The organism is Mycobacterium simulans, from assembly GCF_900232995.1.
GTDB lineage: Bacteria > Actinomycetota > Actinomycetes > Mycobacteriales > Mycobacteriaceae > Mycobacterium > Mycobacterium simulans.
The window spans coordinates 1,238,586-1,257,672 of sequence record NZ_OCVX01000003.1 but is presented as its reverse complement, the minus strand read 5'-3'; the positions used below and the strand labels follow the sequence as shown (position 1 = coordinate 1,257,672).

The following is a 19,087-nucleotide window of genomic DNA, read 5'->3' as shown; positions in this document are numbered from 1 at the left end:
CCAGAATTGGGCACTCCGCACCCGTCGCGCATCCCGCGACCGGCGAGTACATCAGGAAGACCCGCCCGTGCCAGCTAATATCGCTTGAGTGTCCGACGGCGAACAAGCTAAACCACGTCGACGCCGGAACCGGCGCCGCGGTCGTGGCGGTGCGAATTCAGCCCAAAATCATACGGACGGTCACCCGGTCGGCGACGCCGCCCCGACCCCAGCTCCGCCTCCAGCAAATGCGAAACCGCGCCGGCCCAGTTCCCGCCGCGGTCCGGACCGGATGCGCACCGTCCACGAGACTTCGGCTGGGGGGCTGGTCATCGACGGTATCGACGGGCCCCGGGACGCGCAGGTCGCGGCGCTGATCGGGCGCGTCGACCGACGCGGGCGGATGTTGTGGTCACTGCCCAAGGGCCACATCGAGCTTGGCGAGACCGCTGAGCAGACCGCCATTCGCGAGGTTGCCGAGGAGACGGGAATTCGCGGGAGCGTCCTTGCCGCGCTGGGACGCATCGACTACTGGTTCGTCACCGATGGCCGGCGGGTGCACAAGACGGTGCACCACTATTTGATGCGGTTCTTGGGCGGTGAACTGTCCGACGAAGATGTCGAGGTCGCCGAGGTGGCGTGGGTCCCGATACGGGAACTACCGTCCCGGCTGGCCTACGCCGATGAACGCCGCTTAGCGGAAGTGGCCGACGAACTGATCGACAAGCTGCAGAGCGACGGCCCGGCCGCCCTTCCGCCGCTACCGCCCAGCTCGCCGCGGCGGCGGCCACAAACGCATTCGCGCACCCGTCACGCCGACGGATCCGCAGCCGGCCGGAAGAACGGTCACGGGCCGGGGTCGTGACCGGGGCGCGACTTCTGTGGGCCAGGTTGTTGCGGTTGGCCGCAGTGATCGGCGTCCTGGCCGGGTTTTCGGTGGTACTCACCGGACCCGCCGCGCCGCGCGCGACCGCCGGCGAGCCCAGCCCGACGCCTTTTGTCCAGGTCCGAATCGACCAGGTGACCCCGGACGTGGTCACCACCACCAGCGAACCCGTCGTCACCGTCAGCGGCATGGTGACCAATATCGGTGACCGCCCAGTCAAAGACGTGATGGTTCGGCTGGAGCACGCGCCGGCCGTCACATCGTCAGCCGGCTTGCGTACCTCGCTCGACGGCAGCACCGACCAATACGAGCCGGCCGCGGACTTCCTCACCGTCGCCCCCGAACTGCAGCGCGGGCAAGGGGCCGGCTTTACCCTGTCGGCCCCGCTGCGCTCCCTGACCAAGCCGTCGTTAGCCATCGACCAGCCGGGAATCTTCCCGGTCCTGGTCAACGTCAACGGGACGCCGGACTACGGTGCCCCAGCCCGACTCGACAACGCGCGGTTCCTGCTGCCGGTGGTTGGGGTGCCACCCGACCGGGCCGGCGACTTCGACTCCGTGGTGGCGCCCGAGACGACGAAGCCTGTGTGGGTCACCATGCTGTGGCCGCTGGCCGATCGGCCCAGGTTGGCCCCCGGCGTACCCGGCGGCACCATTCCGGTGCGATTGGTCGATGACGACTTGGCCACCTCGCTGGCCAATGGCGGCCGCCTGGACATCCTTCTCGCCGCCGCCGAACTCGCGACCAGCCGCGATGTGGACCCGGACGGCGCCGTCGGGCGGGCGCTGTGCCTGGCGATCGATCCGGATCTGCTCGTTACGGTCAACGCGATGACCGCCGGCTACGTGGTGTCCCACTCCCCCGACGGCCCCGCTCAACTTCCGGGCACCCCAACCCACCCCGGCACCGGCCAGGCCGCGGCGACCAGCTGGCTCAACCGGTTGCGCGCGCTGGCCCACCGGACCTGCGTGGCTCCGTTGCCCTACGCGCAAGCCGATCTGGATGCCTTGCAGCGCGTCAACGATCCCCGGCTGAGCTCGATCGCCACCATCAGTACCGGCGACATCGTCGACCGCATCCTGGACGTCACCTCCACGCGCGGCGCAACCCTGGTGCCCGATGGTCCCTTGACCGGCCGCGCCGTCAACCTGCTCAGCGCAGGCGACAGCATGGTCGCGATCGCGGCCGCCAATGTCTCTGCCCAGGATTCCGCCGATGGCCGGCCCGGCAGTGCCGATACCTCGCCCCGGCGGTTATCGACGCAGGTGGTCGGTGTGCCGTTCGACCCCGCCGTCGGCGCGGCGCTGGCCGGGGCGGGAACCAACCCGATCGTTCCCACCTATCTCGACTCCTCGCTGTCGGTCCGGATCACCCATGATTCGGCCACCGCTCGTCGTCAGGACGCCATAGGAGCCATGCTGTGGCGCGGCTTGGCGCCGGAAGCGGCTCCCCGCACCCAGATTCTGGTTCCGCCGGCGTCGTGGAATCTGCAGAGCGACGACGCACAGGTGATCCTGACCGCGCTGGCTACCCCCATCCGATCCGGCATGGCGGTGCCGCGCCCGCTACCGGCGGTGATCGCCGACGCCGCGACCCACACCGAACCACCCGCGCCGCCCGGCGCCTACGACGCCGTGCGGGGTCGCTTCAACGACGACATCACCGCCCAGATCGCCGACCAGAATGGCCGGCTGTGGAAACTGACATCCGCCCTGACCACCGATGACCGAACCGGGCTGACGGGAGTGCAGTACACCGCGCCCCTACGTGAGGACATGCTGCGCGCCTTGAGCCAATCGTTGCCGCCCGATACCCGCAACGGGCTGGCCCAGCAGCGACTGTCGGTCGTCGGCACGACGATCGATGACTTTTTCGGTGCGGTGACGATCGTCAACCCGGGCGGCTCCTACACCCTGGCCACCGAGCACAGTCCATTGCCGCTGGCGTTGCACAATGGGCTTGCCGTTCCGATTCGGGTCAGGCTGCAGGTCGACGCGCCGCCTGGGATGTCAGTCACCGACGTCGGTCAGATCGAGTTGCCGCCGGGATATCTGCCGCTGCGGGTGCCGGTCGAAGTGAACTTCACCCAGCGGGTGGCCATCGACGTGTCGCTGAAGACGCCCGACGGCACGGCGCTGGGTGCGCCGGTGCGGTTGTCGGTGCACTCCAATGCCTACGGCAAGGTGCTGTTCGCGATCACGCTGACTGCGGCCGCGGTGTTGGTGGCGCTGGCGGGACGACGGCTGTGGCACCGGTTCCGGGGCCAACCCGACCGTGCCGACCTGGACCGCCCCGACCCGCCCCACGCCAGGCACGCCGAGCAGCGCCGGCCGGTAGAACGGCGCGTCGACGAAGAGCACAGGGGATGAGACCCGCCCCGCGGCGGGTGCAGCCAACGCCGCAGCGTCCCGGACACGCACAGCCACCGGCACACCCGTACTCCCAGCCACGAGGCCCCGTCCCGCCGCCGGGCATGCCGCCCCGCCCGGGATGGACACCACAACAGCCACCCCAACGCAAGCCTGAACTGTCCGACGCCGCACTGGTGTCGCGGTCGTGGGGCATGGCGTTCGCGACGCTGATCAGCCGGCTCACCGGGTTCGCCCGGATTGTGCTGCTGGCCGCGATCCTGGGTGCGGCGTTGGCCAGTTCCTTCTCGGTGGCCAATCAGCTGCCGAACCTGGTCGCCGCCCTGGTGCTGGAGGCGACGTTTACCGCGATCTTCGTCCCGGTGCTCGCCCGCGCCGAGCAGGACGACCCCGATCGCGGCGCCGCGTTCGTGCGCCGGCTGGTGACGTTGGCCACCACCCTGCTTCTGGCAGCCACGGCGCTGTCGGTACTGGCCGCGCCGCTGCTGGTGCGGTTGATGCTGGGCCGCGACCCCCAAGTCAACGAACCCCTAACCACCGCTTTCGCGTACCTACTTCTTCCCCAGGTCCTGGCCTACGGCTTGTCCGCGGTATTCATGGCGATCCTCAACACCCGCAACGTGTTCGGGCCGCCGGCGTGGGCACCCGTCCTCAACAACGTTGTCGCGATCGCGACCCTGGCCGTGTATCTGGCCGTCCCCGGCGAACTGTCCGTCGATCCCGTGGAGATGGGCAACGCGAAGCTGCTGGTGCTTGGGATCGGAACCACATTGGGAGTGTTCGCCCAGACTGGCGTGTTGCTGGTCGCGATTGGGCGCCAGCACATCAGCCTGCGCCCGTTATGGGGAATCGATCAGCGGCTCAAGCGATTTGGTGCGATGGCCGCCGCAATGGTGCTCTATGTGCTGATCAGTCAGCTCGGCCTGGTCGTCGGCAACCAGATCGCCAGCACCGCCGCGGCTTCCGGTCCGGCGATCTACAACTACACCTGGCTGGTGTTGATGCTGCCGTTCGGGATGATCGGTGTGACCGTGCTGACGGTGGTGATGCCGCGGCTGAGCCGTAACGCTGCTGCCGACGACACCCCCGCCGTGCTCGCCGACCTGTCGCTGGCCACCCGTCTCACCATGATCACCCTGATCCCGACGGTGGCGTTGATGACCGTCGGCGGGCGGGCCATCGGTAGCGCGCTGTTCGCCTACGGCCATTTCGGTGACGTCGACGCCGGGTACCTGGGCGCGGCGATCGCGTTGTCGGCGTTCACGTTGATCCCGTACGCGCTGGTGCTGCTGCAGCTGCGGGTGTTCTACGCCCGTGAGCAACCGTGGACGCCGATCGTGATCATCGTCGTCATCACCGCCGTCAAGATCATCGGCTCGGTGTTGGCGCCGCATCTCACCGATGACCGCGAATTGGTCGCCGGCTATCTCGGGTTGGCCAACGGTCTCGGATTTCTGGCCGGAGCGATCGTCGGCTACGTGCTGTTACGCCGCGCGCTACGGCCGCGTGGCGGCCAGCTGGTGGGGGTGAGTGAGGTGCGAACCGTGCTGGTGGCGACCGCCGCGTCGCTGCTAGCCGGCCTGATTGCCTATGTGGCTGATCGGCTGCTGGGGCTCGACAAGTTGACCGCTCACGGCGGCGGTGTGGGCTCGCTGCTGCGGCTGGTTGTGCTGGTGCTAATCATGCTGCCGATCCTGGCCACGGTGATGCTGCGCGCGCAGGTTCCCGAGGCGCGAGCCGCGCTGGCCGCCATCAAGCGGCGGATCGGGGGCCGTCGCGGGCCCAGCAAGCCGGCTGGGCCGGATGGATCGTCTCGCCGCAGCCCGGTCACGTACCCTGAGCAGAGAAATTCGTCCCTGCCGGGGGCAAACGCGGTCCACGAGCCGATCCGGCGCAGACCTCCGGCAGCCCGAGCCGGGATAGCGAAAGGACCGGAGGTGACCGACCGCCCATCGGATAGCGCTTCATCGCACTCCGGATCCGGCACCGAGCGCCCGGTTGCTGACGACTTCCAGCCCGACATCCCGGCAGACCTCGACCGCGGGCCCGGTTCGGCGCCCCGCCAGCCCGACCAACGCAACGGCGATCGCGTACCCGCTCCCCGGGGCCCGATTCCATTCGACGCGCCGCGCGAGCGAGCTCCCGAACCGTCGGGGCCGCACGACGATGTCCACCTTGTTCCTGGCGCCCGCATCGCCAACGGCCGCTACCGGCTACTGATCAGCCACGGCGGCACACCGCCGTTGCAGTTCTGGCAGGCGCTGGACACCGCGCTGGACCGGCAGGTGGCGCTGACCTTCGTCGACCCGAAGGGCACCCTGCCCGACGACGTCTTGCAAGAGATCTTGAGCCGCACCTTGCGGCTGAGCCGGATCGACAAGCCCGGAATCGCCCGGGTTCTCGACGTCGTCCACACCGGTTCCGGCGGGCTGGTGGTCGCGGAGTGGGTCCGCGGCGGCTCGTTGCAGGAAGTGGCCGACACCTCACCATCACCGGTCGGCGCCATCCGGGCGATGCAGTCGCTGGCCGCCGCCGCCGACGCCGCCCACCGCGCGGGTGTCGCCCTCTCCATCGACCATCCCAGCCGGGTGCGAGTCAGCATCGACGGCGACGTGGTGCTGGCCTACCCGGCCACCATGCCCGACGCCAACCCGCAGGACGACATTCGCGGAATCGGCGCCTCGCTGTATGCGCTCCTGGTCAACCGGTGGCCGCTGCCCGAGTCGGGCACCCGCAGCGGATTGGCGCCGGCCGAGCGCGACGCCGCCGGCAACCCCGTCGAACCCACCATCGTCGACCGTGACATCCCCTTCCAGATCTCCGCCGTCGCGGTCCGATCGGTTCAAGAGGACGGCGGGATTCGCAGCGCATCAACGCTGTTGAACCTGCTGCAACAGGCGACCGCGGTGGCCGACCGTACCGAGGTCCTGGGTCCGATCGACGAGCTTCCCGCGCCGGCCACGCCCCGCGAGCCATCCGTTCGAGGCGCTGGGCCATTCGGCAACCGGCGCCGCAACCTGATAATCGGCATCACCGCGGCCGCCTCCGTCATCTTGGTGGCGCTGCTGGTACTGGCGTCGGTGTTGAACCGGATGTTCGACCTCGGCAACGGCATTAACAAAGACCAACTCGGTCTCAACGCGCCGACCTCGTCCACGTCGGCGTCGCCCGAGGGTTCCGCGCCGGCCGGCAGCACTGTCAAACCCACCAAGGCCACGGTCTTCTCGCCCGATGGCGAAGCCGACAATCCCAGCGAAGCCAGTCAGGCAATCGACGGTAATCCGGGCAGCGCCTGGCATACCGACATCTACACCGACGCGGTCCCGTTCCCGGGCTTCAAGAACGGGGTCGGTTTGATGTTGCAGCTGCCCAAGCCGACGGTGGTCGGAGCGGTCAACCTCAACGTGTCCAGCACCGGAACGAAGGTGGAGATTCGCTCGTCATCGTCTCCCACTCCGTCGAAGCTCAGCGATACCACCGTGTTGACTCCGGCCACGGCGCTCAAGCCGGGCCGCAACACCATCGCGGTGAAGACGTCTTCGCCGACGTCGAATCTGTTGGTGTGGATTTCCACGTTGGGCACCACCGACGGCAAGAGCCGCGCGGACATCTCTGAACTCACGATTCAAGCCGCATCCTGACCCGGCCGTGGGTGAAGTGCCCGACGACACCGGATTGGTTACTGTCCCGCCGTGGGTTTCGGGCGGGTTGGACAGGAAAGCAGCGATAGGGAGCTGCTGGCGGCCCACGTCGCCGGCGACCGCGACGCCTTCGCTCAGCTGTTTTTGCGGCATCACCGGCAGCTACATCGCCTGGCCCGGCTCACCAGCCAGACCCCCGAAGACGCCGACGACGCGTTGCAGGAGGCCATGCTGTCGGCGCACCGCCGCGCCAGCACCTTCAGGTATGACGCAGCGGTCAGCAGTTGGCTGCACCGCATCGTGGTCAATGCCTGCCTAGACCGGCTGCGTCGCACCAAGGCCCAACCCACGACCATTCCGCTGGACGACAGGTTTCCGGTGGCGGACCGCACGTCTCAGGTCGAGACGGCGATCCTGGTGCAGCGGGCGCTGATGCGACTGCCCGTCGAGCAACGGGCCACCGTGGTCGCCGTCGACATGCAGGGCTACTCGATCGCCGACACCGCCTTGATGCTGGGTGTGGCCGAGGGGACGGTCAAGAGCCGATGCGCCCGCGCGCGGGCCCGGCTGGCGCAGCTTTTGGATTACCTCGACGCGAGTGCGACGGCATTCGAAGTGACCTAGCGAGGGCGAAGAGGCGGGGTCCCAGTCCGCACATCCAATGTAGCCAGGGGACAAGAAAAGCTGCGATCGGGGGACACGGCGTTCATCCCCGGTGTGGCCGCTCGGCCGACAGACGCCGGCTCTTTGCCACGGCACGCTATTTCCAACGGATGTTCAGAGAGGTCCGGTAGCGATGACAACAACATTTGCGGCCAGCAGCCGTCATTATCACCGGAAGGTCCATGTGTTCCAAAGGGACCCGGCAATCGTTTCAAGCGAGTGTTCTGTCCCCGCCACCGGCGTCGCAACTCCCCCGAAGCAGGATTGGCCGCCCCTTCAGCTCCGACGCATCGTCAGGAGCGAAACTCTGCGGCCCGCATCGCTGGCGCCCGAGCAGCGTTCCGCGCTATTCGATCGGCTACACGCTGTCTACAGCGAAACCACGCTTGGCCTCACGCGCGACCAACTTGAAAATGTTCTCTTCAGCGCTGACGACCTTCGTCTTACGCTCTACTACGGCGCGTACGGCGAATTCGCCGGGTTCACCTCCATCGGCATCCAGTGCGTCGAACATGAGGGCAAAACTGTCGCGACGTTCTCGCCGGGCGGGTTCCTACGGCGCGGGTATCACGCCGGCGTGTCAGGCATACTTTTCGGGTTGCGCGAGGCGTTGCGGTTCAAACTTCGTCAGCCTCACATGCCGCTGGGCTGCCTGGTCCGCACATCGTCGCCCGTGGTCTATCGCCTATTCGCCAGAACGATGCCGCGGGTGTACCCGAATCGCATGTGCCGCACGCCGCCTGACGTCGAGGCGTTGGTCCGCGCGATCAGCGCGGGGCGCCACTACACCCCGGTTGGTGAGTCCCCGTGGGTCGTAACGTCGGTCGCCATTCCGCGGGACGGGTCGCGCATGCGCCTATTGGACGACGACCCCGACGTCCGGTTCTTCCTCCAGCTCAACCCGCGCTTCACCGAGGGAGAGGCGTTGCTCTTCTGGGTACCGCTCAATGCGGCAACCATTGCCGGCGGCTTGTACCGCCAGGTGCGCCTGCGCCTGGGCCGATGAGCGTCGCGCGACGCTCGTGCTGGGACAATGGGCGGGATGACTGCAGCCGAAAAGGATCCTGCGGAACAGGCTGCCGCCGGCGCAGACCCGCCACTGACCGTCGAGCTCCTCGCCGACCTGCAGGCGGGTCTGCTGGACGACGACACCGCCGCTCGGGTCCGCAGACAGGTCCGTGCCGACCCTGAGGCAGCCGCTGCCCTGCGAGCGTTGCACAAGGTGCGCCGCGACGTCGCCGCGGTGGCGGCGGACCCGGATTCAGCGCCGGGCGCTCCCCCGGATGTGGTCGAGCGGGTATTGGTTGGGCTGAAGCCTTCCGGTGCGACGCACGCGGCCCGGCCGTCCATCCGCCCCACCCGAGTGATCGCCGGCGTCGCCGGGTTGTGCGCGGTGATCGCCGCGATCGGTCTCGGTACCAGGGCACTGCTCAATACACCGCCGCCGGCGCCCAGCGCACCGACCACCGCACAGCACATCACCGTGTCCACGCCGCCGCCGGCGATCCCGCTGTCGCGGGCCGAGATTCTCGACCTGCTCGGCCGTACACCCGAGTTCGGCCCGCTCGACGACCCGCTGCGGCGCGCCTCCTGCTTGAGCGGCCTCGGCTATCCGGCGTCCACCCAGCTGCTGGCCGCGCGGCCGATCGATATCAACGCCCGTCCGGGAGTGTTGTTGGTGGTGCCCGGTGACACACCCGACGACCTGGCCGTCTATGCGGTGGCGCTGAACTGCAGCGCGGCCGATACCGGGTTGTTGGCCAGCACGACGGTCCCTCGCTCGTAATGTGGTGCAGGACACCCCCGGGAACACCCACACCTACGCTGGTGTTCGTAGAAGCGTTCGCAGCAGTTTGAGCCCAGCTTTCGCACCTGAAAGGCCCGCATGACCGCCGACTCCGCCGCGCAAGACACCATCCACGAGGTAATCGTTATCGGATCCGGCCCTGCCGGGTACACCGCTGCGCTCTACACCGCCCGCGCCCAGCTGGCACCCCTGGTGTTCGAGGGCACCGCGTTCGGCGGCGCGCTGATGACCACCACGGACGTGGAGAACTACCCGGGCTTTCGCGACGGCATCACCGGCCCGGAGTTGATGGACCAGATGCGTGAGCAGGCGCTACGGTTCGGTGCGGACCTGCGGATGGAAGACGTGGAGTCGGTGTCGCTGGACGGGCCGATCAAATCGGTGGTCACCGCCGAAGGCGAAACCTACCGCGCCCGGGCGATCATCCTGGCGATGGGCGCGGCGGCCCGTTACCTACAGGTGCCCGGGGAGCAGGAGTTGCTGGGCCGCGGGGTGAGTTCGTGCGCCACCTGCGACGGGTTCTTCTTCCGCGATCAGGACATCGCAGTCATCGGTGGCGGTGACTCGGCGATGGAGGAGGCCACGTTCCTGACCCGGTTCGCCCGCAGCGTGACACTCGTGCATCGCCGCGACGAATTCCGCGCCTCAAAAATCATGCTCGATCGCGCCCGCAACAACGACAAGATTCGGTTCATCACCAACCACACCGTCGAAGCGGTGGAGGGCGACACGACGGTGACCGGATTGCGGTTGCGCGACACCATCACCGGCGCCGAAACCACCTTGCCGGTCACCGGAGTTTTCGTCGCTATCGGGCACGAGCCTCGTTCTGAATTGGTGCGCGATGCCGTCGATGTCGACGCCGCCGGTTACGTGCTGGTGCAGGGACGTACCACGAGCACATCGCTTGCAGGCGTGTTCGCTGCCGGCGACCTCGTCGATCGCACCTACCGACAGGCGGTCACCGCGGCGGGCAGTGGCTGTGCGGCGGCCATCGATGCCGAGCGCTGGCTCGCCGAGCACGAAGCAGCTGGAGACGCTGACAGTACCGATTTGATTGGAGCACAGCGATGACCGATTCCGAGAAGTCCGGCGCCACAGTCGAAGTTTCCGACGCCTCCTTCGCGACTGACGTGCTATCCAGCAATAAGCCTGTGCTGGTTGACTTTTGGGCAACGTGGTGTGGACCCTGCAAGATGGTTGCGCCAGTGCTCGAAGAGATCGCTGCCGAACGGGGCGACAACCTCACCGTCGCAAAGCTGGACGTGGACGCCAACCCTGAGACCGCGCGCGACTTCCAGGTCGTCTCGATCCCCACGCTGATCCTGTTCAAGGATGGCCAGCCGGTCAAGCGCATCGTCGGCGCCAAGGGTAAGGCGGCGTTGTTGCGCGAGCTCGCCGACGTGGTTCCCAACCTCACCTAGGCTCGCGGCCAGCCTGGCGTTTTCCCGATATCGCCAAGGATCTGCGACAATACCGGTTAGCTGCCGTGTATTTATCGGCGAAGTCAGTGAGTCCCGGAGGGCCCTTGGTATGCCAAGTCCGCGCCGCGAAGAAGGCGACGCACTGCGCTGTGGCGACCGCAGCGCCGCTGTCACCGAGATCCGGGCCGCGCTGTCCGCGCTGGGGATGCTGGACAATCCCGACGAAGACCTGACCACGGGACGGCACGTCGCACTCGAGCTGTTCGACGAGGAGCTCGACCAGGCGGTGCGCGCCTTTCAACAGCATCGCGGATTGCTTGTGGATGGCCTTGTCGGAGAAGCCACTTACCGCGCATTGAAGGAAGCCTCCTATCGGCTCGGCGCCCGCACGCTGTATCACCAGTTCGGCGCGCCGCTGTACGGCGACGACGTCGCCACACTCCAGGCCCGCCTGCAGGATCTGGGTTTCTATACCGGCCTGGTCGACGGACATTTCGGGTTGCAAACCCACAACGCATTGATGTCGTATCAACGCGAGTATGGGCTTGCGGCCGACGGCATTTGCGGCCCAGAAACGTTGCGCTCCTTGTATTTTCTGAGTTCACGGGTCAGCGGCGGCTCTCCGCATGCGATTCGCGAAGAAGAGCTGGTCCGTCGGTCCGGTCCGAAATTGTCGGGCAAGCGGATCATCGTTGACCCTGGCCGCGGCGGTGCCGACCACGGACTGATCACGCAGGGGCCAGCCGGACCGGTCAGCGAGGCAGACATATTGTGGGACTTGGCAAGTCGGCTCGAAGGCCGGATGACCGCCATCGGCATGGAGACGTTCCTGTCTCGGCCGACCAACCGCAGCCCATCGGATGCCGAGCGCGCCGCGACCGCCAATGCCGTTGGCGCAGACCTGATGATCAGCCTGCGCTGCGAAACTCAGTCCAGCCCTTCGGCGAACGGCGTTGCGTCTTTCCACTTCGGCAACTCACACGGTTCGGTCTCCACCATCGGCCGCAATTTGGCCGATTTCATTCAACGAGAAGTGGTGGCGCGCACCGGCTTACGGGACTGCCGCGTGCATGGCCGCACCTGGGATCTGCTGAGACTAACCCGGATGCCGACCGTTCAGGTCGATGTCGGTTACATCACCAATCCGCGCGATCGCGCGATGCTGGTTTCAACACAGACCCGTGATGCCATCGCCGAAGGCATTCTCGCCGCGGTCAAGCGGCTATATCTGTTGGGCAAGAATGACCGGCCCACTGGCACGTTTACTTTCGCCGAATTGCTTGCCCACGAACTATCGGTCGAGCGGGCCAGCAGAATGAGCGGTCCCTAGCCGTACGAGGCGCCAAATTCGGTGGTTTGCAAGCTATTTCCGGCGGTTGAGGCCGCTCCCACCGGCTGTTGCAGCTGAGCGTTCTCCAGCAGGCGTTCCAGGGCGGCTTCCACTTCGGCTTTCCACCCGAGTCCCTTGTCCAGTTCAAGCCGCAGCCGCGGAAAGTACGGATGTGGTGCCACCACGACGAAACCCACGTCCATCAAGAAGTCCGCGTCGATGATGCAGTGCTCGACCGAACAATCACCGAGCGCCTCCAGCACTGGCCGAACGTCGGCGTCCACCGCCGCTGGATCTTGCAAGTCCGTGGCCGCCGGCGTGCGGCCGAATGCCTCCAGTGCCCGAACGCCGCGACGGACCAACTCATCGATCACCCGGGCGAGCAGGCTGTGCGGCAGATCGTCGGCGGCTTGCCCCCGCTCGATACCCATCGAGGTCAGCAGCACCGCATCCGCAGACACCGGCGCGGTCGGAAAGCGATGGGCCCTGGGCACCGCCCGCGGCGGAGCGTAGAGCACGTATCCCAAACATGGTGGATCGGTCTGGCCGCGGTCATCCGGCACCGCCTTCGAAGTAGCCCAAGCAACTTGACCGCACGAGCCCCATTCCAGCATCACCATCGACAACCAGGCTTCTTTTTCGAATTCGGGGTCAGCGAGATGGTCATCGTTTCCGAGGGTCGCGGGATCGACTTCCCAGAAGACGCAGCGGCGTGCGTGCTTCGGAAGCTGCTCGAAGGCTTCGAGCCGCAGCGCTGTGATACGAGCTGACACTAGTTTCCTGGCCTCCGTGCGGTACTGGAGCCCGGCTTATCCTCAGGCTGATGTGCACCAGCAGCCCCTCTAGGATAGGAGAGTTGGTCTCGATCGGGCCAGTGTTGGCCGGACCACACGCGGATCACCCGCGCCGCCCGGCCGGCCCCGCCGGCACCACCATCTTCGCCCCGCCTCATAAGCCGGTCGAAGCTTGAAATCGCTTGACGCACACTAGATCTCCGTCGAAACGCGGTACGTGTGACCGCCCTCCCCCACCCCGGGAACCGCCGCAGTGTCACAGTGACGTAATTACAGCGTATCCCGGTTCGGGCCTGATCAGGGTTTTCCCGGGGCCATCAGCCCGACGATGCGCTGGAGATCGTCGACCGAGCCGAACTCCACCACGATCTTGCCTTTGCGTTTGCCGAGGCTGACTGTCACTCGGGTGTCGAAGGTATCCGAGAGTCGTTCAGCAACGTCTTGAAGACCGGGCATCTGGATCGGCTTACGTCGTGGCGTCGGCGTCGGCCCTCCCCGACCGGCCAGGTTCTTGGCCTCGTGATTGGCAACCGTGACTGCCTCCTCGGTGGCTCTCACCGAGAGGCCTTCGGCGACAATCCGGCTCGCCAGTTCCTCCTGTGCCTCGGGTCCGGCCTCCAGTGACAGCAGCGCGCGGGCATGGCCGGCAGACAGCACACCCGCGGCGACCCGTCGCTGGACGGGGATCGGCAGCTTCAGCAACCTGATCATGTTGGTGATCAGGGGCCGAGACCGACCGATGCGCGCCGCGAGTTCATCGTGGGTGACTCCGAACTCATCCAACAGTTGCTGGTATGCCGCCGCTTCTTCCAAGGGGTTCAGCTGTACCCGATGGATGTTCTCCAGCAGAGCGTCGCGTAACAGATTGTCGTCGCCCGTCTCGCGCACGATGGCTGGGATGGTGGCCAGGCCGGCCTCCTGGGCAGCCCGCCAGCGCCGCTCCCCCATCACAATCTGGTAATGCGCGCCGCTCTGTGAACCCTGCACCGCCCGCACCACGATCGGCTGCAACAGCCCGAACTCGCGGATGGAATGCACCAGCTCCGACAGCGCCTCCTCGTCGAACACCTGCCGCGGCTGACGGGGGTTGGTCTCGATATCGGCCGGTGCGATCTCTCGATACACCGCGCCCATCGCGGCGGCGTCCGGTGCCGGCCCACCGATCACCACATCCGCAGCGGCGGCGCCCATCCGCGGCCCGAAGCTCGACGGCCCGGATTCACCTTCCGCGGGACCCGTGGGGATCAGCGAAGCCAGGCCGCGGCCGAGGCCGCCCTTTCTGCGTGACGCTTGCGTCATGGTCATCCCTTCCCGGCTGGTGGTCGATCGCGCTCGGCGAGTTCACGGCTAGCGTCGAGGTAGCTCATCGCCCCGCGCGAACCGGGATCGTAGTCGATGATCGTCATGCTGTAGCCGGGCGCCTCGGAAACCTTGACGCTGCGCGGAATCACCGTGCGCAGCACCTTGCTGCCGAAGTACCGGCGCACCTCCTCGGCAACCTGATCGGCGAGCTTGGTGCGGCCGTCGTACATGGTGAGGATGACCGTCGTCACCTCGAGCTGCGGGTTGAGGTGGGCCTTCACCATCTCGATGTTGCGCATCAGCTGTGACACGCCCTCGAGTGCGTAGTACTCGCACTGGATCGGAATCATCACCTCGGGCGCAGCGACGAGCGCATTGATGGTCAGCAGTCCCAGCGAAGGTGGGCAGTCGACGAAGACGTAATCGAAATCGAAGTTGTCGAGCTCGGCCAATGCGGTGCGCAGCCGATTCTCGCGCGCCACCATGCTCACCAGCTCGATCTCGGCACCCGCCAGATCGATCGTGGCCGGCACGCAGAACAGGCGCTCGCTGTGCGGGCTGCGGCGCAGCGCCGACCGCAACGAGACCTCGCCGATGAGCACCTCGTACGACGACGGTGTGCCGGACTGCCGGTCGGTGATGCCAAGTGCCGTGCTCGCGTTGCCCTGCGGATCGAGATCGATGACGAGCGTCTTAAGTCCTTGCACGGCAAGCGCGGCGGCCAGGTTGACGGCCGTGGTGGTCTTGCCTACGCCGCCCTTCTGGTTAGCGACGGTCAAGACCCGCCGCTGGCGCGGTCGCTGCAGTGTCTCATGGGTGGTGTGCAGGACGCGCATGGCTCGCTCAGCGGCAGCGCCTATCGGGGTGTCCAATTCGACCGATGTTTCACGTGAAACATTCACCGTGGGATTGTGCGCCGTTCCGGGCGCCGGCGCCACTCCGCCCCGCGCCGGCCCGGTGCTCGCCACCGCCTGCGCCATGGCACTCGGCGACGACGGTGCGGCGGGCATGGCCGAGGTCGGACCCTGTATATACGTCATGCCGTTCCCCTGTCCGCCGTCGGTGCCGACTTGTGTCGCGTCTGCCTTCGGGTCCCCCCATGTCGTGCGGACACGACGGTTGCGGGCGGATGCAAGTAGTTCGCGCCACATGTCACTACCCTGACATCGACGGCCCCCAACGCGGCCATCACACGCCGGTGCTCTCGGACTTCGTCGGGGGCGCGCTCTCCCTTGATCGCAAGCATCCGCCCGTCCTGCCGTAGCAACGGCATGCTCCATTTCGTCAGCTTGTCCAACGCGGCCACCGCGCGGGAGACCACGGCATCGCTCTCGCCCAACCGGTCGCGTACCGATGAGTCCTCGGCACGTCCGCGAACCACCTCAACCGCCAACCCGAGGTTGGCCACCGCCTCACGAAGAAAGTCGGTCCGGCGCAATAGCGGCTCCACAAGGACCACGCGTAGGTCGGGCCGCGCGATCGCCAGCGGCAGCCCTGGCAATCCGGCGCCGCTGCCGATGTCCACCACCCGATCGCCGGGATCGAGCAGTTCCCCGATCGCGGCGCAGTTGAGTAGATGCCGGTCCCACAACCGGTCCACCTCGCGGGGTCCAAGGAGTCCGCGCTCCACGCCGGCGTCCGCCAGCAGCGCAGCGTACCGGTGCGCAAGTTCGAGTCGTGGCCCGAAGACTGCGGATGCGGAGTCGGGCACAGGGCTGCCGCTCGGCTCCGCCCCCTCCCGAGGCCCGACATGTTTCACGTGAAACATCCTCCGCTCGTCCTGCCTGCCGCCCCGCCGGAACTACACCGCTGTAACTCCGCCTTCTCTGGTTAGGGATTGGTCACGGGTGCATCGCGCTTTAGTCGCGCAGTACAACAACGCGCCGCGCCGGCTCCGCGCCCTCGCTTTCGCTGTGCACACCGGGAACCGCGGCGACCGCATCGTGGACGATCTTGCGCTCGAACGGCGTCATCGGGGCCAGCTCTTCGCGTTCACCCGTCTCGGCCACCCGCCGTGCGACCTTGTCGCCCAGCGCAGCCAATTCTTCGCGGCGACGCCGACGCCAACTCGCGATGTCGAGCATCAGCCGGCTGCGCACACCGGTCTTCTGATGCACCGCCAGCCGGGTCAGTTCCTGCAAAGCGTCGAGCACCTCGCCCCCGCGGCCCACCAACTTGTTCAGGTCGTCGCTGCCGTCGATGCTCACCACCGCACGGTTGCCCTCGACGTCCAAGTCGATGTCGCCGTCGAAGTCCAGCAGATCCAACAGCTCCTCCAAATAGTCGCCGGCGATCTCGCCCTCGGCGACCAACCTCTCCTCCAAATCGTCCGGCTCCTCGGCACCGCTATCCGCCGCAGCCGCGGCCTCGTCGGGCGTTGTCTGAGCCCCGTCCTCGAGGTCGCTGTCGAGCTCGGTGGTGTCGGCGTCAGTCATGGCTTTCTCTCCCCTCATCCACGGGTCGGTATTCGCGCTATTCGCGGGTCTGCAGTGTCTCGAGCGGTCTTCGCGGTCTTCGCGGTCGTCGCGGTCTTCCTCCAGGGGCCGCATCTTTCCGGCTAGCTCCGGTATCCCCGGGCCTGCTCGTCAACGCTTGCGTTTCTTCGGTCGCGCACCCGGGCGGGGTGTGCGGCTAGGCGGGCTGCTGTTGCGGCCCGCCGGACTCTGCTTCTCGGCTTCCGGCTTGGATGCCTTCGTCTCAGACGTGCCGTCGGTAGCCGAGGTATCTGATGTCTCGGTCGAGGACCCATTACCGCTCGCCGGCATGGGCTTCGTTGAGGGCTTCGTTTGGCGCTTGGGCTTAGCCCCCGGCGCCGGCGCGTTGGCAGCTCGGCGCTGCAGCGCTTCCTGCTTTTTGGCTTCGTCCTCTTTTTCGATCATCCCGAACACGTAGTGCTGCTGGCCGAAGGTCCAGATGTTGTTGGAAAACCAATAAAGGATGATCGCCAACGGAAGGAACGGGCCACCAACCACCACTCCGAGTGGGAACACATACAGGGCCAGCTTGTTCATCATCGCGGTCTGCGGATTGGCCGCGGCCTCCACACTCTGCCGGGCAATCGACGCGCGGCTGTTGAAGTAGGTCGCTACGCCCGCCAAGATCATCACCGGCACACCGACTGCGATCACCGCGGGCCGGCTGAAGTCGATGAACGCGTCCAACCCGCCGCGCTGTGTCATGGACGCACCGATCGGTGCGCCCAACAGATTGGCGTCCAGGAAGTGGCCGACGTCGGCGGGGGTGAATACGTAGTTGCCCGTGAGGCGGTTCTCAACGACCGACATCTGCTGCTGGCCGAAGCCACCCACGGTGCGATTAAACGATCGCAACACGTGATACAGCCCAAGGAACACCGGGATCTGCGCCAGCATCGGCAAACAACCCAGGATTGGATTGAAGCCGTGCTCGCGTTGCAGCTTCTGCATTTCCAGCGCCATCCGCTGACGGTCCTTGCCGTACTTCTTCTGTAGCGCCTTGATTTGCGGTTGCAGTTCCTGCATCTGCCGGGTGGTGCGAATCTGGCGCACAAAGGGCTTGTACAACAGCGCCCGCAACGTGAACACCAAGAACATCACCGACAGCGCCCAGGCGAAGAAGTTGGACGGCCCCAGCACGAAAGCGAACAGCTTGTACCAGAGCCACATGATCCACGACACCGGGTAGTAGATGAAGTCGAGACTGAAAAAATCAAACAAAAGACTTGCTCTCCCCTCGCATCGCTGGGCTATCCCAGCTGGCCCAGCCGGCGTCGTCGACGTCAGCCTGGCAATCGGCGCGACACTCGTGCCGCTCCGGTATTGGGTCCCATCCTCCCGGATGCCATGGTCCGCACTTGGCGAGTCTGGCCGCCGCCAGCCAACACCCCCGTAGCACCCCAAACTCGGTTAGGGCATCCACGGCATACTGACTACAGGTAGGGATGAAGCGGCAGGACGCCGGTCGAAGCGGCGAGATCATGTGCCGATAAAGCTGGATCAGAAAAATCAACCCCCGCGCCAACCTCCGCGCGATGGCCCTGCCGACGGGTCGGTCCGCACTCGCACCTGTTCGGCTCGACCTGCCCACCAACGCGGTCACCGGTCGGTACCCGCAAGCTCGAAAGCACGTCGCAACCCGCATCGCAGCTGCTGCTCCAACCATGCCGACGACACCTTCCGGCTACTCGGCAACGCGCGAATCACCACTTGATCGCAAGGATGAAGGTCGCTCAACATTGGCCTGGCAATGTGCCGCAACCTGCGCGCCACACGATGTCGTTCCACCGCCGAACCCACGCGCTTGACGACAATCAGGCCGACCCGGGGACCTTGGCACTGTTGGCGGTCACATCCCCGCCGGACGTGGACGATGACATCTGGCTGCACCGTACGGATCCCGTACTTCACCGTCGCGTCGAACTCGGTTGACCGCCTCATGCGGTTGCGTGCGGAAAGCACCGCTAGGAAACCCGTTGGAAGCGATCAGGCAGTTAAAGCGCGGCGGCCCTTACGGCGCCGGCTCGACACGATGGCCCGCCCCGCACGGGTGCGCATCCGAAGCCTAAAACCGTGAACGCGGGCTCGGCGCCGGTTGTTCGGCTGGAAGGTCCGCTTGCCCTTGGCCACGGCGTTCTCCTCGCTGTGTCTGGCATAACCATCCGGCCGCCTACGCTTGGCAACTCGTCGGTCGGAGGTGGTCTCGCGACTGGCCGGCGCGGTCCCCAGGCACAAATATTGGGTCGCTGCCGTATCGCCGACTTTCGGGCGACTGTTTGAGGGTACTGACGAGGCTTCGCCTGGTCAAACCTGGCCGACAACGATTGCAACACAAAGAACCCCAGCGGAATACAAAACAACGGTTGGCAGCCGCACGGAAAACTGTTAGCTTCGGGCGGTGTAGTTTTCAAGCCGTTT

Annotated in this window: 19 protein-coding genes; 9 read left to right on the top strand and 10 right to left on the bottom strand. The window is 66.4% G+C overall.

Annotated elements, in window-relative coordinates; all coding sequences use genetic code 11:
- The first annotated feature begins 88 nt into the window (after positions 1-88).
- From MSIMFI_RS06415 to sigM, 4 genes are all read left to right on the top strand, one after another.
- Positions 89-844, top strand: coding sequence for an NUDIX hydrolase (locus tag MSIMFI_RS06415; protein WP_191496574.1), 756 nt, complete (start codon positions 89-91; stop codon positions 842-844).
- Positions 841-3,234 (top strand): DUF6049 family protein, encoded by a 2,394-nt coding sequence (locus MSIMFI_RS06410; RefSeq protein ID WP_191496573.1) that lies wholly within the window; start codon positions 841-843, stop codon positions 3,232-3,234. Before MSIMFI_RS06415 ends, MSIMFI_RS06410 begins: the two co-directional genes overlap by 4 nt.
- 104 nt (positions 3,235-3,338) lie before the next feature.
- Positions 3,339-6,875, top strand: coding sequence for a murein biosynthesis integral membrane protein MurJ (gene murJ, locus MSIMFI_RS06405; RefSeq protein ID WP_191498058.1), 3,537 nt, complete (start codon positions 3,339-3,341; stop codon positions 6,873-6,875).
- Between the two features lie 51 nt (positions 6,876-6,926).
- On the top strand, positions 6,927-7,499 hold the full coding sequence (sigM, locus tag MSIMFI_RS06400; protein ID WP_191496572.1) for an RNA polymerase sigma factor SigM: 573 nt from the start codon (positions 6,927-6,929) through the stop codon (positions 7,497-7,499).
- Positions 7,500-7,896: 397 nt separating this feature from the next.
- On the opposite strand, the gene MSIMFI_RS27865 is transcribed toward sigM, so the two are convergent.
- Positions 7,897-8,052: a hypothetical protein gene (locus MSIMFI_RS27865; protein WP_224770101.1), complete on the bottom strand. Its 156-nt coding sequence runs from the start codon at positions 8,050-8,052 to the stop codon at positions 7,897-7,899.
- A 63-nt stretch (positions 8,053-8,115) separates the two neighbouring features.
- On the opposite strand from MSIMFI_RS27865, the gene MSIMFI_RS27860 reads away from it, so the two are divergent.
- The 5 genes from MSIMFI_RS27860 to MSIMFI_RS06375 all read left to right on the top strand — a co-directional run bounded on the left by MSIMFI_RS27860 (position 8,116) and on the right by MSIMFI_RS06375 (position 12,099).
- A complete protein-coding gene (locus tag MSIMFI_RS27860) occupies positions 8,116-8,544 on the top strand; it encodes a hypothetical protein (RefSeq protein ID WP_224770100.1) in 429 nt (142 codons plus the stop codon).
- 36 nt (positions 8,545-8,580) lie between these two features.
- A complete protein-coding gene (locus tag MSIMFI_RS06390) occupies positions 8,581-9,324 on the top strand; it encodes an anti-sigma factor (protein WP_191496571.1) in 744 nt (247 codons plus the stop codon).
- Between the two features lie 99 nt (positions 9,325-9,423).
- The gene (trxB, locus tag MSIMFI_RS06385; protein ID WP_191496570.1) at positions 9,424-10,419 is read left to right on the top strand and encodes a thioredoxin-disulfide reductase; all 996 of its coding nucleotides are present in this window, start codon (positions 9,424-9,426) and stop codon (positions 10,417-10,419) included.
- Entirely contained in the window at positions 10,416-10,769 is a 354-nt protein-coding gene (gene trxA / locus MSIMFI_RS06380; protein ID WP_186245408.1) for a thioredoxin, read from the top strand. The genes trxB and trxA overlap by 4 nt, the downstream gene beginning before the upstream one ends.
- Before the next feature lie 109 nt (positions 10,770-10,878).
- A complete protein-coding gene (locus MSIMFI_RS06375) occupies positions 10,879-12,099 on the top strand; it encodes an N-acetylmuramoyl-L-alanine amidase (protein WP_191496569.1) in 1,221 nt (406 codons plus the stop codon).
- On the opposite strand, the gene MSIMFI_RS06370 is transcribed toward MSIMFI_RS06375, so the two are convergent.
- From MSIMFI_RS06370 to rpmH, 9 genes are all read right to left on the bottom strand, one after another.
- Complete coding sequence (locus tag MSIMFI_RS06370) at positions 12,096-12,872, bottom strand: acetyltransferase (protein WP_191496568.1); 777 nt, start codon at positions 12,870-12,872, stop codon at positions 12,096-12,098. The genes MSIMFI_RS06375 and MSIMFI_RS06370 overlap by 4 nt on opposite strands.
- Before the next feature lie 318 nt (positions 12,873-13,190).
- Positions 13,191-14,192: a ParB/RepB/Spo0J family partition protein gene (locus MSIMFI_RS06365; protein ID WP_191496567.1), complete on the bottom strand. Its 1,002-nt coding sequence runs from the start codon at positions 14,190-14,192 to the stop codon at positions 13,191-13,193.
- 2 nt (positions 14,193-14,194) lie between these two features.
- Positions 14,195-15,175, bottom strand: a complete 981-nt coding sequence (locus MSIMFI_RS06360; RefSeq protein WP_390633717.1) for a ParA family protein — start codon at positions 15,173-15,175, stop codon at positions 14,195-14,197.
- Positions 15,176-15,231: 56 nt separating this feature from the next.
- Positions 15,232-15,963, bottom strand: coding sequence for a 16S rRNA (guanine(527)-N(7))-methyltransferase RsmG (gene rsmG, locus MSIMFI_RS06355; RefSeq protein ID WP_191496565.1), 732 nt, complete (start codon positions 15,961-15,963; stop codon positions 15,232-15,234).
- Positions 15,964-16,054: 91 nt separating this feature from the next.
- Positions 16,055-16,630, bottom strand: coding sequence for a Jag family protein (locus MSIMFI_RS06350; protein WP_191496564.1), 576 nt, complete (start codon positions 16,628-16,630; stop codon positions 16,055-16,057).
- 150 nt (positions 16,631-16,780) lie between these two features.
- On the bottom strand, positions 16,781-17,839 hold the full coding sequence (gene yidC, locus MSIMFI_RS06345) for a membrane protein insertase YidC (protein WP_396820152.1): 1,059 nt from the start codon (positions 17,837-17,839) through the stop codon (positions 16,781-16,783).
- Between the two features lie 43 nt (positions 17,840-17,882).
- Positions 17,883-18,314 carry a membrane protein insertion efficiency factor YidD gene (yidD, locus tag MSIMFI_RS06340; RefSeq protein WP_191496562.1) on the bottom strand — a complete coding sequence of 144 codons (432 nt, stop codon included), beginning with the start codon at positions 18,312-18,314 and terminating at the stop codon, positions 17,883-17,885.
- Positions 18,269-18,631: a ribonuclease P protein component gene (gene rnpA, locus MSIMFI_RS06335; protein ID WP_191496561.1), complete on the bottom strand. Its 363-nt coding sequence runs from the start codon at positions 18,629-18,631 to the stop codon at positions 18,269-18,271. The genes yidD and rnpA overlap by 46 nt, the downstream gene beginning before the upstream one ends.
- A 24-nt stretch (positions 18,632-18,655) precedes the next feature.
- Positions 18,656-18,799, bottom strand: coding sequence for a 50S ribosomal protein L34 (rpmH, locus tag MSIMFI_RS06330; protein WP_079219747.1), 144 nt, complete (start codon positions 18,797-18,799; stop codon positions 18,656-18,658).
- Between the last annotated feature and the right edge of the window lie 288 nt (positions 18,800-19,087).